The organism is Leisingera sp. SA215 (assembly GCF_055902035.1).
In genome coordinates this window covers 101,550-115,572 of sequence record NZ_JBVVXU010000013.1, presented here as the reverse complement: position 1 = coordinate 115,572, position 14,023 = coordinate 101,550, and the positions used below count along the sequence as shown (strand labels likewise).

The 14,023-nt window shown below is 60.6% G+C and carries 13 protein-coding genes and 1 pseudogene; 4 read left to right on the top strand and 10 right to left on the bottom strand.

Features of this window, described 5'->3' with window-relative positions; translation table 11 throughout:
• Nucleotides 1-20: 20 nt before the first annotated feature.
• The 7 genes and pseudogenes from AC0KW6_RS15030 to AC0KW6_RS15000 all read right to left on the bottom strand — a co-directional run.
• Nucleotides 21-212 (bottom strand): annotated as a pseudogene (locus AC0KW6_RS15030) (L-iditol 2-dehydrogenase); the annotation flags it as partial.
• 104 nt (nucleotides 213-316) lie between these two features.
• Nucleotides 317-1,321, bottom strand: a complete 1,005-nt coding sequence (locus tag AC0KW6_RS15025) for an ABC transporter ATP-binding protein (protein ID WP_474035305.1) — start codon at nucleotides 1,319-1,321, stop codon at nucleotides 317-319.
• Between the two features lie 12 nt (nucleotides 1,322-1,333).
• Nucleotides 1,334-2,164, bottom strand: coding sequence for a carbohydrate ABC transporter permease (locus AC0KW6_RS15020; protein ID WP_474035304.1), 831 nt, complete (start codon nucleotides 2,162-2,164; stop codon nucleotides 1,334-1,336).
• Nucleotides 2,165-2,174: 10 nt separating this feature from the next.
• Nucleotides 2,175-3,005: a carbohydrate ABC transporter permease gene (locus AC0KW6_RS15015; RefSeq protein WP_323776957.1), complete on the bottom strand. Its 831-nt coding sequence runs from the start codon at nucleotides 3,003-3,005 to the stop codon at nucleotides 2,175-2,177.
• A 245-nt stretch (nucleotides 3,006-3,250) separates the two neighbouring features.
• Nucleotides 3,251-4,552, bottom strand: coding sequence for an ABC transporter substrate-binding protein (locus AC0KW6_RS15010; RefSeq protein ID WP_474035303.1), 1,302 nt, complete (start codon nucleotides 4,550-4,552; stop codon nucleotides 3,251-3,253).
• Nucleotides 4,553-4,664: 112 nt separating this feature from the next.
• Nucleotides 4,665-5,696: a LacI family DNA-binding transcriptional regulator gene (locus AC0KW6_RS15005; protein ID WP_474035302.1), complete on the bottom strand. Its 1,032-nt coding sequence runs from the start codon at nucleotides 5,694-5,696 to the stop codon at nucleotides 4,665-4,667.
• A 608-nt stretch (nucleotides 5,697-6,304) separates the two neighbouring features.
• A complete protein-coding gene (locus AC0KW6_RS15000; protein ID WP_474035301.1) occupies nucleotides 6,305-6,988 on the bottom strand; it encodes a GntR family transcriptional regulator in 684 nt (227 codons plus the stop codon).
• Between the two features lie 454 nt (nucleotides 6,989-7,442).
• On the opposite strand from AC0KW6_RS15000, the gene rpsA reads away from it, so the two are divergent.
• The gene (rpsA, locus tag AC0KW6_RS14995; protein ID WP_323783599.1) at nucleotides 7,443-9,122 is read left to right on the top strand and encodes a 30S ribosomal protein S1; all 1,680 of its coding nucleotides are present in this window, start codon (nucleotides 7,443-7,445) and stop codon (nucleotides 9,120-9,122) included.
• Nucleotides 9,123-9,307: 185 nt separating this feature from the next.
• Here rpsA and AC0KW6_RS14990 read toward each other — a convergent pair whose 3' ends face one another.
• The 3 genes from AC0KW6_RS14990 to AC0KW6_RS14980 form a co-directional block, all read right to left on the bottom strand.
• Nucleotides 9,308-10,141, bottom strand: a complete 834-nt coding sequence (locus AC0KW6_RS14990; RefSeq protein WP_474035300.1) for a CE1 family esterase — start codon at nucleotides 10,139-10,141, stop codon at nucleotides 9,308-9,310.
• A 204-nt stretch (nucleotides 10,142-10,345) separates the two neighbouring features.
• Complete coding sequence (locus tag AC0KW6_RS14985) at nucleotides 10,346-10,543, bottom strand: hypothetical protein (protein ID WP_474035299.1); 198 nt, start codon at nucleotides 10,541-10,543, stop codon at nucleotides 10,346-10,348.
• A 114-nt stretch (nucleotides 10,544-10,657) separates the two neighbouring features.
• Nucleotides 10,658-12,019, bottom strand: a complete 1,362-nt coding sequence (locus AC0KW6_RS14980) for an ammonium transporter family protein (protein ID WP_323778053.1) — start codon at nucleotides 12,017-12,019, stop codon at nucleotides 10,658-10,660.
• A 636-nt stretch (nucleotides 12,020-12,655) separates the two neighbouring features.
• Here AC0KW6_RS14980 and ihfB point away from each other — a divergent pair.
• Genes ihfB through AC0KW6_RS14965 form a run of 3 tightly spaced genes read left to right on the top strand, consistent with a single transcriptional unit; the run spans nucleotide 12,656 to nucleotide 13,951 of the window.
• The gene (ihfB, locus tag AC0KW6_RS14975; RefSeq protein WP_024091416.1) at nucleotides 12,656-12,940 is read left to right on the top strand and encodes an integration host factor subunit beta; all 285 of its coding nucleotides are present in this window, start codon (nucleotides 12,656-12,658) and stop codon (nucleotides 12,938-12,940) included.
• The gene (locus AC0KW6_RS14970) at nucleotides 12,940-13,290 is read left to right on the top strand and encodes a LapA family protein (RefSeq protein WP_323778049.1); all 351 of its coding nucleotides are present in this window, start codon (nucleotides 12,940-12,942) and stop codon (nucleotides 13,288-13,290) included. The genes ihfB and AC0KW6_RS14970 overlap by 1 nt, the downstream gene beginning before the upstream one ends.
• Nucleotides 13,291-13,297: 7 nt before the next feature.
• Complete coding sequence (locus AC0KW6_RS14965; RefSeq protein ID WP_323778048.1) at nucleotides 13,298-13,951, top strand: phosphoribosylanthranilate isomerase; 654 nt, start codon at nucleotides 13,298-13,300, stop codon at nucleotides 13,949-13,951.
• Nucleotides 13,952-14,023 lie beyond the last annotated feature (72 nt).

The following is a 14,023-nucleotide window of genomic DNA, read 5'->3' as shown; positions in this document are numbered from 1 at the left end:
GTTTGCCGACTGGTTTTCCATCAGCTCATCCATTGTCCGCCATCAACGATGTAGGTTTGCGCGGCCACGTGCTTGGCCTCGTCCGGCGCCGGAAAGACAGCCATACCGGTCAGATCCTCCGCCCGTCCCATGCGCCCGTATGGCACCGCCTGCGCCAGCTCTTGCATTTTTCGACCGGGCGCCTTCCCTTCATACTTCGCGTAATCGATGCCGGCGATCGCCACGCGGGCGCCTTCGCGGACACAAGCCCCGGCAAAGTCCTGCCCCATCCCCCGGGCGCCGCCGGTGATCAGTGCCGTTTTCCCTGCCAGCCGCTTCATGCGATCCGCAGGCCTGCGGCATCGAACTTATGGATGACATCGGCGCGCGGGGTCATGAAGATGCGGTCGCCGTGGCGGAATCCGACTTCACCGTCTGCTCGCACGGTGATGGTCTCTGCCAGACCGGTGTCGTGAACGTGGAAGAAGGTGTCTGATCCCAGATGTTCCGAAACACTGACCACACCCGGCCAGGCGCCGGCCTCGCCGGACACCTCGATATGCTCGGGGCGGACGCCGATGGTGTGGGCGCCGTGTTTGGCGGCCTCCGCGCCCTCGACGAAATTCATCTTGGGGGAGCCGATGAACCCGGCCACGAACTTGTTGCGCGGCGTGTGATACAGCTCAAGTGGCGAGCCGACCTGTTCGATCTCACCGGCATGAAGCACCACGATCTTATCGGCCATGGTCATGGCTTCGACCTGGTCGTGGGTCACATAGATCATCGTGGTTTCAAGACGTTCGTGCAGTTCGGATATTTCCAGCCGCATCCCCACCCGCAAGGCCGCGTCAAGATTCGACAGCGGCTCGTCGAACAGGAAGGCGGAAGGTTCCCGCACGATGGCGCGGCCGATGGCGACCCGCTGGCGCTGGCCGCCGGACAGCTGGCCGGGACGGCGGTCCAGGTAGTCGGTGAGGTTCAGCGCTTTGGCTGCGGCCTCGATGCGCTGGTTCTGCTCCTCTGCCGGGACCTTGGCCATCCGCATGGGAAAGGCGATGTTCTTGCGCACCGACATATGCGGATAGAGCGCGTAGGACTGGAACACCATCGCCAGGCCGCGCTTGGCGGGCGGCACGTGGGTGGCGTCCTGCTTGTCGATGCGGATCTGTCCCGACGTGACGTCTTCAAGTCCAGCGATCAGGCGGAGCAAAGTGGATTTGCCGCAGCCCGAAGGGCCAACGAAGACCGTGAATTCGCCATCATCGATGGTCAGGTCCAGCGGCGGGATGACTTCAATGTCGCCAAAGCTCTTGGAGACCTTGTCCAGAGTAATACGTCCCATGCCTATGTCTCCTTATTTCACAGCGCCGAAGGTCAGACCGCTGACAAGTTGTTTCTGGCTGAACCAGCCGAGGATCAGGATCGGGGCGATGGCCATGGTCGAGGCCGCGCTCAGCTTGGCGTAAAACAGGCCTTCCGGGCTGGAGTAGCTGGCGATGAAGGCGGTGAGCGGCGCCGCCTTGGCGGCGGTCAGGTTGAGCGTCCAGAACGCCTCGTTCCAGGCCAGGATCACGTTCAGAAGAAGCGTCGAGGCGATGCCGGGAATGGCCATCGGGGTCAGGATGTACAGGACCTCTTCGCGCAGGCTCGCGCCGTCCATCCGGGCGGCCTCCAGGATCTCACCGGGGATTTCCTTGAAGTAGGTATAAAGCATCCAGACGATGATCGGCAGGTTGATCAGCATCAGCACGATGACCAGTCCGGCCTTGGTGTCCAACAGCCCCATTTTAATGAAGATCAGGTAGATCGGATACAGTACGCCGACCGCGGGCAGCATCTTGGTGGAAAGCATCCACAACAGGATGTCCTTGGTCCGTTTGGAGGGCACAAAGGCCATCGACCAGGCGGCGGGCACCGCGATGAGGATGCCGAGGATGGTGGAGCCGCCGGCAATGATGATCGAATTCCACAGAAACCGGCCATAGTTGGACCGTTCCTGCACCACCGAGTAGTTTTCCAGCGTCCAGTCGAAAAACAGGAACACGGGCGGATCGGCGATGGCCTGGGCCTCGGTCTTGAAGCTGGTCAGGATGGTCCAGAGGATCGGAAAGAAGATCAGCAGGCCCACACCCCAGGCCAGGGCAGTATTCAGGGTTTTGCGTTGCGATGTAATTGCACGTGCCATGCGGGCCTCCTTACGCGTCCAGGTTCTTGCCGACGATGCGCATCAGGAAGATGGCAACAATGTTGGCGAGGATGATGGCATAGACCCCTCCGGCTGAACCCAGGCCGATGTTCTGGCTTTCCAGCACCCGCTGGAAGATCAGATAGGTCAGGGTCTTGGTGCCAAAAGCGCCCTGGGTGGTGACAAAGATTTCAGCAAATATCGACAGCAGGAAGATCGTTTGAATCAGCACCACCACGGTGATGGCCCGCGACAGATGCGGCAGGGTGATATAGGCAAAGCGTTTCACCGGCGGCGCGCCGTCCATTTCCGCGGCTTCCAGCTGTTCACGGTCCAAAGACTGGATGGCTGTCAGCAGGATCAGCGTCGCAAAAGGCAGCCATTGCCAACTGACAATCAGGATGATGGACTGGGTCGAGGCCTCGGTCAGCCAGACCAGAGGCTCGGCGCCAAAGGCCCGCCACACATGGGCCAGCAAGCCGTTCACAGGGTCCATGAACATGTTCTTCCAGACCAGCGCGGACACGGTGGGCATGACGAAGAAGGGCGCGATCACCAGGATGCGGACTATGCCCCGGCCCCACATTGGCTGGTTGAGCAGGATTGCGAGCATCACCCCCAGCACCACGGTGATCAGCAGGACGCCGCCAACAATCACCAATGTCGCCTGCACACTGGGCCAGAAGGCGCTGGAGGACACGAAACGGACATAGTTGTCGAAACCGGCCCAGCCCAGATCGCCGCCCCGCAGCGGCAGGAATTTTTTGAACGAGAAGTAGAGCGTCATCGTCAGCGGCACCAGCATCCAGCCCAGCAGCAGGATGACGGCGGGTGCCATCATCAGGCGGGCTGCGGTGCGGGCGTGTTTGGTGCCGCCCTGGTGCCCCTCTGCGGCTGGCTCGCCTGCCGAGGTGGGCGCGGCTTTGGCCATTGCCAGACGCTCCGCGGATTGGGGGTGTTGCGTTGCCATTCTGTGTACCTCCTCCGATGACGGCACGCGGGCCGCCTTGGACGATTATGCGCAGTGGGGGACCGCCGGGGTCAGTGGGCGGCAATCGGGCCGCCCTCTGAAGTTCGTACCGAAGATCAGTAGCCTGCGGCTTCCATCTCGTCAGTGGTCAGTGCCTGGGCCTTCTCCAGCGCTTCTTCGACGCTCTGCTGGCCGGCCAGCGCGGCGGCGAATTCCTGGCCGACCTGACCTGCAATTCCGGCAAATTCGGGGATTGCTGCAAATTGCACACCGACATAAGGCACCGGATCCACTGTGGGGTTTGTCGGATCAGCCGACTGGATGCTTTCCAGCGTCATCCGGGCAAAGGGAACCTCCTGGTAGTTGGGGTTCTCATAGAGCGAGGTACGCGCACCCGGCGGCACATTGGCCCAGCCATCTTTTTCGGCAACCAGTTCGATGTATTCCTTGGAGGTGGCCCATTGAATGAACTCCTTGGCGGCGTCTGCTTTCTGGGTGCCGGCGGGAATTCCCAGCGCCCAGGCCCAAAGCCAGTTGCCGCGCTTGCCCTTGCCGGTATCGGGTGCCAGCGCAAAGCCCACCTTGTCAGCCACGGTGGAATCGTCCGGGCTGGTCACGAAGGACGCCGCCACAGTGGCGTCGATCCACATGCCGCATTTGCCCTGCTGGAACAGCGACAGGTTCTCGTTGAAGCCATTGTTCGACGCGCCCGGAGGGCCGGCGTCGTTCATCAGGTTCACATAGAACTCCAGGGTCTCCTTCCACTCTGGCTGATCGAACTGCGGCTGCCAGTTTTCATCGAACCAGCGCGCGCCAAAGGCATTGGCTGTCGCGGTCAAAAAGGCCATGTTTTCGCCCCAGCCGGCCTTGCCGCGCAGGCAGATGCCATAGATGCCGGCGTCCTTGTCTGTCATGGCGCGGGCAGCTTCGGCGACAAAATCCCATGTCGGCGCATCGGGCATCTCAAGCCCCGCCTGCTCCATCAGGTCGGTCCGGTACATGATCATCGAGCTTTCGCCATAGAATGGCGCCGCATACAGCGTGCCATCCACGCTAAGACCGCCGCGCATGGCGGGCAGGATGTCATCGGCGTCATATTCGGGCGGCAGATCATCCAGCGGCACCAGCCAGCCGTTGCTGCCCCAAATCGGGGTTTCGTACATGCCGATGGTCATGATGTCGAACTGGCCGCCCTTGGTGGTGATGTCAGTTGTCACCCGCTGGCGCAGCACGTTTTCCTCCAGGGTCACCCATTCGACCTCATGGCCGGTCTTGGCGGTGAAATCGTCTGTCAGACCCTGCATGCGGATCATGTCGCCGTTGTTCACAGTTGCAATGGTGATGGTCTCGGCAGAAGCACTGCCCGCTGCGAGCAGTGAAATGGCTGTTGCCGTACCAATGGCGTACTTAGCAAACATCTTCTACCTCCCTGATTAGATGTCGCCTCCAAGATTAACGGCGCCGCCGCTGCGCTGTCAATTTTAACTTTACGCGCGTAAAGTTTGGGCGGTCTGCCGGAAAATCAGCAGGTTATGCGGACCCGCGCATGACCAGCCGGCCATCAAACAGAATCTCTTGCCGCGAATCAGGCGGGTTTTCCGCCTCGATAAGGTCCATCAGGGACGCTGCGCTTTGCCTGGCGATGGCCTCGTAATCCTGTGAAACCGTCGTCAAAGTCGGGCAGGTATAGCGGGAGAAGGGATGATCATCATGCCCGGCGACCCGCATCCCGCAGTCAGCACCCAGACCAATCCGAATCCCGGCCTCATAGGCGGCCGACATCAAGCCGATCGCCAGACGGTCATTGCTGCACAGGATCGTATTGGTCGGCAGGTTGCGGTCGCGCACCACCCGGGTGCCCTCCCGGAAGCCGATCTCCTCAAACTCCCAGCCTTCCCCTTCAGCTTGGATCAGATGCGGGTTGTGTCCTAGCCGCTCCATAGCCGCGAGATAAGCATTGCGCCGTTTATGGGCGTTCGGGTTTGCCGGATTCTTCATTTCGAAAAAGGCCGGAGGCTCCCCTGTCCGGCAAAGGTAGTCGGCAATAAGTCCGATGCTTTGATAGTTGTTTGAGCCAATGAACGCCTGTCCTGCAGCGCCGATGCTGGCATCAAACATCACCGTTGGAACCTCGTCGCAGAAGGCGGCGATGCGTGCCTGATGCGACGCCCGCCCCAAGGGGGCCAGCAGAACCCCGGCAGGTTTAAGCAGCCGCAGGTTTTCAAGGTTTTCGATCTCCTGATCAGGGTTGCCGTGGGAACCCAGCAGAACCGGGCGGTATCCGGTTCTCAGAATATGCTCTTCGATTTTGCGGGCAATTTCGGCAAAGAAAGGGTCGGCCAGATAGGGCACCACGATTCCGATATTCTTGGTCAGCCGGCGGTTCTGATTGATCGCATAGAGATTGGGCCGGTAGTCATAATGGTCCAGCACATCTTCGATCCGCTTCCGGGTTGATGCCCTGACGCTGGATGGGTCGTTGAAGTATTTCGACAGCGTCGGGCGTGAAAGGCCGCTGACTGCTGCGAATTCCTCCATGTTCCTGATCTTTTTGTCACCCATGAAGGTTCTCACTTTGTCTGCAGTGGTAGGACAAGGCCAATGTGACCGTGCCTGAAGGTTCCGGCCATAATAATTGACGCGCGAAAATTTTACACCCTGCTTAGTGCATCGCATCACCGGCATTCGGCACCGCTAACCTTGCAGCTTCCAGAACCGGTGCGGCTGCCGCTGACAACATGGAGGGCACCACCGGCGGCGGCACGATCGCAGCCGGCGATGGCACCACCGGCGCGGACACCCTGACCGGCGGCCCCGTCCCGGATCACAACCACCGACCAGAGCGTCCCTGCAGGCATCCCCTGTTTCACTCGGGGTGTTCTTCTCGCCACCAGGCGCTGCGCAGTGCCCGCGGGCCGGATCCGGTTCGGAGACATGCTGTAAACCGCCGGCAACGGGTTTCAGCCGGTGATTTGGGTTTCTAAACGCACTCTGGGCCCGGCAGAGCTGGCATTGCGCCCGCCCTGGCAGCCTGCTGTCTCCGAAGCGGCTGATGCTGCTGTCGCCCAAGCACCGCCTGTTGGCCGACCCTGCCTCAGCGCAATGTCATCGCCTGCCGGGCAGGGAAACCGCCGGCCCGGCGCCAGCATCGCGGCGAGCCAAGGCTCAACTCACAGATGCGTTGTCATTTTATAACCGGGAGCGAAAAACAGCTTTGCCAGCGTTACGGGCTTGTTGCGCAGCCAGGTAATCCGTTCCGCAGTGAACACCGGGTCGCCCAAAGGGGCGTCCAGAAACTCTGACACTGTCTGATCGGCCTTTGTCGCCATGAAGCTCAGTTCAAGATTTGTGAAGGGGACTTTTTGCACCAGCCAGTCATTCGGCCCGGATTCAGTGAAATCCGCGTCCAGAACCTCGGGTATGCTCTCAGTTACAACCCAGCGCACTTCGTATTGGAACGGCGAATTGTCGGCATAATGCATGCATCTGAGGTGCAGAACCTCCTGCTTGGGAAGGATGTCAAGCCGGGATGACAGCCACGCCGGGGCCAGCATGATACGGCTCTCAACCAAGGAATACCGGTAAGCGGCGCCGGTCTCGGCGATTTCATCCCGCACCAGGGGGATTGAAAACTGGGCTTTGCGAACTGGTGAATTCAAAACCCGTGTCCCGGCTTTCCGCTTGCGTTCCAGATAGCCTTCTTCAGCCAGTTCCCGCAGCGCCCGGTTCACGGTGGTGCGCGTGCTCGAGAATTCAACAGCCAGTTCAGTTTCACTGGGCAGCAGGCTGTCCGGTGCCCAGATCCGGTTCTGGATCCGGTCCAGAACGACCTGCTTGATATCCCTGTAGCTCATGTTCGCGCGGGGGGCTGGCATCCGGATTCCCAACTCAATTAAAGAATTTTAATGGCTATATATATACACATAATATCCGGGCGGGAAAGCGCTATAACCCGTGCAGCCGGTACGGCCGGATCCGCTGCCTCACGCCACAGGTCGGAGGCCAATGGGTCTTGAGCCTGGATCTTCCCGGCGGGCTGCCCGGTTTTGGCTGACGGCCTCATGCAGGCCGCCAAGCTCCGCAGGCCTTCCCCCTTGCACGTAACCGGGAATCCGCCTATACGCGCGCTGTCGGTACAAGGGCGGTCAACGTCCGGATGACACATCTGAGCAGGGCTGAGGCACACCTCGGCCCTTTGTGTTTGTTTGATCAGATGTGATCCGGGCCACGTCCAGTGCGGCTGAACCAAGACCGGCGGAGACAACCGCATGGCCAGAAAAACCATATGAAAAGGAAATCTGAGACCTCATGGCTCAAAACGTATCAATGGAGGACTTCGAAGCCCTCCTGAACGAAAGCTTCGAAATGGACACGCCGGACGAGGGTTCGGTTGTCAAAGGCAAAGTACTGGCAATCGAAGCCGGTCAGGCCATCATCGACGTCGGCTACAAAATGGAAGGCCGCGTTGATCTGAAAGAATTCGCAAATCCCGGCGAAGCTGCTGAAATCGCTGTCGGCGACGAAGTCGAAGTCTTCCTGCGCTCGGCTGAAAATGCCCGCGGCGAAGCCGTCATCTCGCGTGAGATGGCCCGCCGTGAAGAAGCCTGGGACCGCCTGGAAAAAGCATATGCCGACGACCAGCGCGTCGAAGGCGCTATCTTCGGCCGCGTCAAGGGCGGCTTCACCGTCGATCTGGGCGGCGCTGTTGCGTTCCTGCCCGGTTCGCAGGTTGACGTGCGCCCGGTGCGCGACGCCGGCCCGCTGATGGGTCTGAAGCAGCCGTTCCAGATCCTGAAAATGGACCGCCGCCGCGGCAACATCGTTGTCTCGCGCCGTGCCATCCTGGAAGAATCGCGTGCCGAACAGCGTGCCGAAGTCATCGGCAACCTGACCGAAGGCCAAGCGGTAGACGGTGTGGTCAAGAACATCACCGAATACGGTGCGTTTGTTGACCTCGGCGGCGTTGACGGCCTGCTGCACGTCACCGACATGGCATGGCGCCGTGTGAACCACCCCTCCGAGATCCTGTCGATCGGCGAAACCGTCAAGGTTCAGGTCATCAAGATCAACAAAGAGACCCACCGTATCTCCCTCGGCATGAAGCAGCTGCAGGAAGACCCGTGGGATCTGGTTGGCGCCAAGTACCCGCTGTCCTCGGTCCACAAGGGCCGCGTCACCAACATCACCGATTACGGTGCATTTGTTGAGCTGGAGCCGGGCGTCGAAGGTCTGGTCCACGTCTCCGAGATGTCCTGGACCAAGAAAAACGTCCACCCGGGCAAGATCGTCTCCACTTCGCAGGAAGTCGACGTCATGGTTCTGGAAATCGACGGTGCCAAGCGCCGCGTTTCCCTGGGCCTCAAGCAGACCATGCGCAACCCGTGGGAAGTCTTCTCCGAAGCCAACCCGGAAGGCACCGAGGTCGAAGGCGAAGTCAAGAACATCACCGAGTTCGGTCTGTTCATCGGCCTCGACGGCGACATCGATGGCATGGTTCACCTCTCCGACCTGTCCTGGGACGAGCGCGGCGAAGATGCGATCCAGAACTACCGCAAGGGCGACATGGTTTCGGCCGTTGTTTCCGAAGTGGACGTCGACAAAGAGCGTATCTCGCTGTCGATCAAAGCTCTGGGCGGCGACAAGTTCGCAGAAGCGGTTGGCGGCGTGAAGCGCGGCTCGATCGTGACCGTGAACGTGACTGCGATCGAAGACGGCGGCATCGAAGTGGAATACGAGGGCATGAAGTCCTTCATCCGCCGCTCCGACCTGGCCCGCGACCGTGCCGATCAGCGCCCCGAGCGTTTCTCGGTTGGCGACAAGGTCGACGTGCGCGTCACCAACGTCGACTCCAAGACCCGCCGTCTGGGCCTGTCGATCAAGGCACGCGAGATCGCGGAAGAAAAAGAAGCTGTGGAACAGTATGGCTCCTCGGACTCCGGCGCTTCGCTGGGCGACATCCTGGGTGCAGCGCTGAAGTCGGGCGACTAATCGTCTCCGGCCTCACGGCGAAAAAAATGGAAAGCCCCGCAGATTTCTGCGGGGCTTTTTTTGGGGGGGGAAGGACGGATCTTGACCCGCACCCGGCATTTCCCCCTCAAACCCGTTCTTGAATCTGCTCGCTTGTCTGCCGTAGAAAGCAGCCCTCCATTCGCGACAGCAAAACCGCGGTATGTTCAGTGGTTCAGGCCATCAAACCAGTCGAGAACAGTGGCCGTCCATCCCGGGGGCAATCCGTGCTTTCCCTTGTGCAGGATAAGTTCGAGAGCAGCCTTTTCGCATGCCCAGCGTTTACGCCAGAGACCGTCGGAGATTTCATGTTCTGCAGCGTTTCTTGGGCATTGGTTCTCTTGCCGCCAGAGTCTCAAGCCTTCCCAGATATCGGCTTGGTTGAGCGTAAATTGATACTCGTCATTGCGCCACGTCCGGCCTTCCATAGGCACCACCGGATCGGCAAATCCATGGATGTGCAGAATATTCGCGGGACCTCTGCATTCACTGGGCATCGGCTGCCAGAATCCACCTGCCGCCGGTGAATATGCAAGTGCAAAGTCAGGAGCATGGCAGGCCATGTCCCAAACCATCGAGCCGCCGCGGGAAAAACCGGTCAGCATCAAACGGTTTGGATCTACGCTCGCCCGTTCTGCGGCATCTTCCAGCACCTCTCTCAGAAATAGCGTATCGCGCCGGGGATATATCTGCCACCCGTCACGCACCGCCCAGTCGTTTGGTTTGCCCTCGCCCCAGGGCAATGCCGTGGGCGCAATCAAAGCGTATCCGCGTTCTGTGAAACCCTTCACGAAACCATCCCTGCCGATGATTTTGGCGCCGCTGCTGCCGTAACCGTGAAGATGCATGACTGCCGGTCCGCCTTGCCACCCATCAGGAACAGCAATGTGGTATTCTCCGGATTCTGTCCTGCAGGGCTGGCGCTTGCCGCCGCAGTCAAGAGCCAGCGCCTGACCGGCTGTCGAAAGCAGCGTGAAGATCAGTAAAAGCCGCGAAACCATCTTTTGCCCCCTTTGCAGTGCAAGCCTAGACGAGCGCATGCTGCGTTTTTCAGGATATCACAAAGCCGGGCATTTGGCTGATTTGGCCGAATAGTTCTACTTGTAGCCCAGGCGGAACCAGGTTCGAATACTGGTCCGCGCGGATGTCCGTCCCGCCCGCACAAAGGACTGGGGCAGCCACCGCTTCTGCCACCGAGGCCGCCCCTAGTGCGGCCGCACCGCCACCTGCACGACGCCTAGCTCCTTTTCCAGCTCTTGTAGTTTCTTCAGCTGGTCTTCGGGCAGGGCAGCGGTATTTGCCTCAACGCCGGCCAGCGCCACCACCGGGCTGCCGATGTCTTTTTCGAGGTTCTTGAGCGCCCTCAGTTTCTCAGCCTCAAGCGTGGCAAGCGGGTACAGCATGCTGGTCTCCGCTCTGTTGATGCGGCCGAGTATAGCAGATTCCGCCATCTTCAGGACCGCCAACGGAAAAGGCCCCGGCAGCTGCCGGGGCCCCTTCATGTAATTCAGGCGGGATCAGACGCGCTGCGCGCTGTCCGCGTGGGTGACGACATCCGGTTCCAGATCCCACAGCTTGCCGTCCAGCCCGTCGATCTGGTCGTCCTCTGAGACCCGCAGCCCCACAGTCCGCTCCAGAATGAAGGACAGCACCAGTGCGGTGACAACCCCTGTGCCGATGCAGACAGCCGTGCCCGCCAGTTGCATCACCAGCGAGATTTCCCCGTGCTGGAACGCATAGGCGCCGTCCTCAATCCCGAAATAGCCGCCGCGCGGGGTGCCGGCCTTGAACAGACCCAGCATGACCAGGCCGAGGATGCCGGAGCCCAGGAACAGCGGGAACAGCTTGTGCTCGTCGATGCCGCGCTTCAGCGTGAACTCATAGACCGCATAAGCGGCAAAGGGTGCCACCAGCCCGACGATAAAGGCCTGCCAGGGCAGGTAGACGTCAAAGCCAGATGCCCCGGCGACATAGCCGGCCAGCGGGCCAAGCAGGGTATAGGCGTATTTCCCTGTTGCATAGGCGATCAACAAGCCGGTGACCGCACCGCCTGCCCAGACCAGGGCGTAGTTGTTGATCGCGACGCCGACACTGGTATCGGCCATGGTGATGCTGACGGCCAGCGCTTCAGGGTCAAAGAAGAACAGGCAGGACAGGATCACCATCGGCAGACCTGCAAAGATCAGCAGCAGGCCGGGGGCGCACAGGCCGATGCTGGGGGCGAGATAGGCCGAGATCCGCGGATGCGGCGCCATCATGCCGGGGCGCGCACCCAGTTTCGGGGTGAACACCAGCGCCATGCCTGCGGGGAAAAGATAAACAAAGCCGACTCCGAAGAAGTCATGGAATCCGGCGTTGGTCAGCGGTCCGACCGACCCCCAGGTGGCCCAGCTCAAGGCCGAAGACACCACTGTCGCGACAATGCAGGTGATGAAATAGGCCGAGGCCTTCATCCGCTCCGACACCGCGAAATGCAGCAGGATGTTGATGATCCCGGCAAACACCGCCAGGAAGAAGATGAAGATCTGGAAGGTGTTCAGCCCCGGGAAGGTTCCTGGATCCGTATGATGCGCCATCGCATTGGTCAGGGCGCCGCCAAGCCACCAATCCTTGATGGAATCCATCATGGTTGCGCCTTCCATGATGTAATATTGCCCGGCCCACAGGCCAAATCCGATGATGTAGTAGGTGGCAAACCCCAGAAAGAACCCGAGCGTCTTTTCAATCGTCGAGTTGAAAAGATTTCTGCGCCGTGCAGTGCCTGCGTCGATCAGCAGCAGGCCCACAACGACCAGGATGGCGCCGACGACCCCGGAAGCGTACAGAATATTCTGTACCAGGGAATTCAGTGTAACTTGCTGTGCGTGTATCGTGCTCACGTCCAATAGCATTATTAGTTTTCTCCATGTTGGTTTGTCTTCCTGCCGGTTGTTTGCCACCAGCTTTGACAGGCCGGCTTTTGCTGCCGCCAAAGGGCAGAGCATGCCGGTTCGAATCGCACCAGACCGGCCGGTTTTTCGCTCGTGCCTGGTTCCAGGAAATGATGGCGGATACGAAGCGCTTTACAATAAAAAAATTTCACCTCGTGGAAATAAAGTTTCATATGCGGCATATGGGGCGGCCAGATGCCGCATCCCGCGTTGCCGGGCGGGTGAACGGCGTGGTTTCCTGTCGGCCTGGGGGGGTGGAATCGACCGGTCCCGGCAGGGGCCGCGGCGCAGGAAAGGCCGCACCGAAACGGCTTTCGCGCTGCTTGGTGCGGCCCGGCTGCCTGTGCGCTCCGGCGGCTGTCTACCGGCCCGAATCAAATTGGCGCGGCGCGACTGGCAGCGGACAATGCTGCGCCGCGGCGGCTGCCAGCTGCCCCGAAATGGCGGCCTCAAAGAGGAAATTCCGGTGAACTCCTGCCGATTTACCCGTCATGCGCGCGGCATTTTGTTCCCCCTTGCAAGAATTTTTCCTATACTCTCAGAATAATAGCCAGAACAGACCGGCAGCCTGGGAGGAAAAAGAACATGATCCGCTCTGAGTTGATTCAGATGATTGCAGACGAAAACCCGCACCTGTATCAGCGGGATGTGGAGAGGATCGTGAACACGGTGTTCGAGGAAGTGACCGATGCGATGTCGCGCGGCGACCGGGTTGAACTGCGCGGCTTCGGCGCCTTTTCGGTCAAAAAGCGGGATTCGCGGACCGGCCGCAATCCCCGCACCGGTGAAACGGTCCATGTCGAAGAAAAACATGTGCCGTTCTTCAAGACTGGCAAGCTCTTGAGGGACCGCCTGAACGGGAAAGCCTGATGCGTTACATTCGCTACGCGGTTCTGGGGGCTCTGGCCATCGTGCTGGTGTCGGTTGCCGTCGCAAACCGCTCTTTTGTCGAGCTGAAGCTGATGCCCGCGGCACTGGCTGAGCTTTTCGGGTTTAACTACACCATTGCGCTGCCGCTGTTTGCGGTGGTGCTGGGCGGGGTTGTCGCCGGGCTGGTGATCGGCTTCCTGTGGGAATGGCTGCGCGAGCACAAGCACCGCAGCGAAGCGGCGCAGAAGGCGCGCGAGGCGCGCAGGCTGAACCGCGAAGTGAGCAGGCTGAAAAAGCAGAAGAACGAAGGCAAAGACGAAGTCCTGGCGCTTCTGGAAGACGCAGGCTGACACCGCCATGACAGACATCCGGGTCAAGATCTGCGGGCTCAGCGCAGCGCAGGATATTGCTGCCGTGGCCGGGGCAGGGGCGGCTTATGCCGGTTTTGTGTTTTTTCCCAAGTCGCCGCGCAATGTCAGCATCGAACAGGCCGCAGCCCTGGCATTGGAGGCCCCGCCCGGCCTGTGCAAGGTGGCGCTGACCGTGAATGCTTCGGATGCCGAGCTTGATGCGGTCACAGCTGCGGTGCCGCTTGATATGCTGCAGCTCCACGGCAAGGAAAGCCCGCAACGGGTGGCAGAAGTGCGGGCGCGCTACGGTCTGCCGGTGATGAAGGCGGTTGGCATCGCCGATGCCGCCGACATTCCGCAGATTGCGCTTTATGAACAGGTGGCCGATCAGCTGCTGATCGACGCCAAGCCCCCCAGGGAGGCGGCGCTGCCGGGCGGCAATGGCCTGGCGTTTGACTGGCGCCTGCTGGCGGGGCGCAAATACTGGCAGAAACCCTGGATGCTGGCCGGCGGGCTCACCCCGGACAACGTCGCCGAAGCGATCCGCATGACCGGCGCCCGCCAGGTAGATGTCTCCTCCGGCGTCGAAACTGCGCCAGGGCAGAAAGACGCGGCGCTGATCGGCAGCTTCACCCGCGCCGCGCGCGCCGCCCGCGGCTGAGATCTGCGCGCCGCCGCCGCCGCCTGTGTGCCGGACGGCGGGATTTGAGTATTTTTGAAAAGATGAAGATGC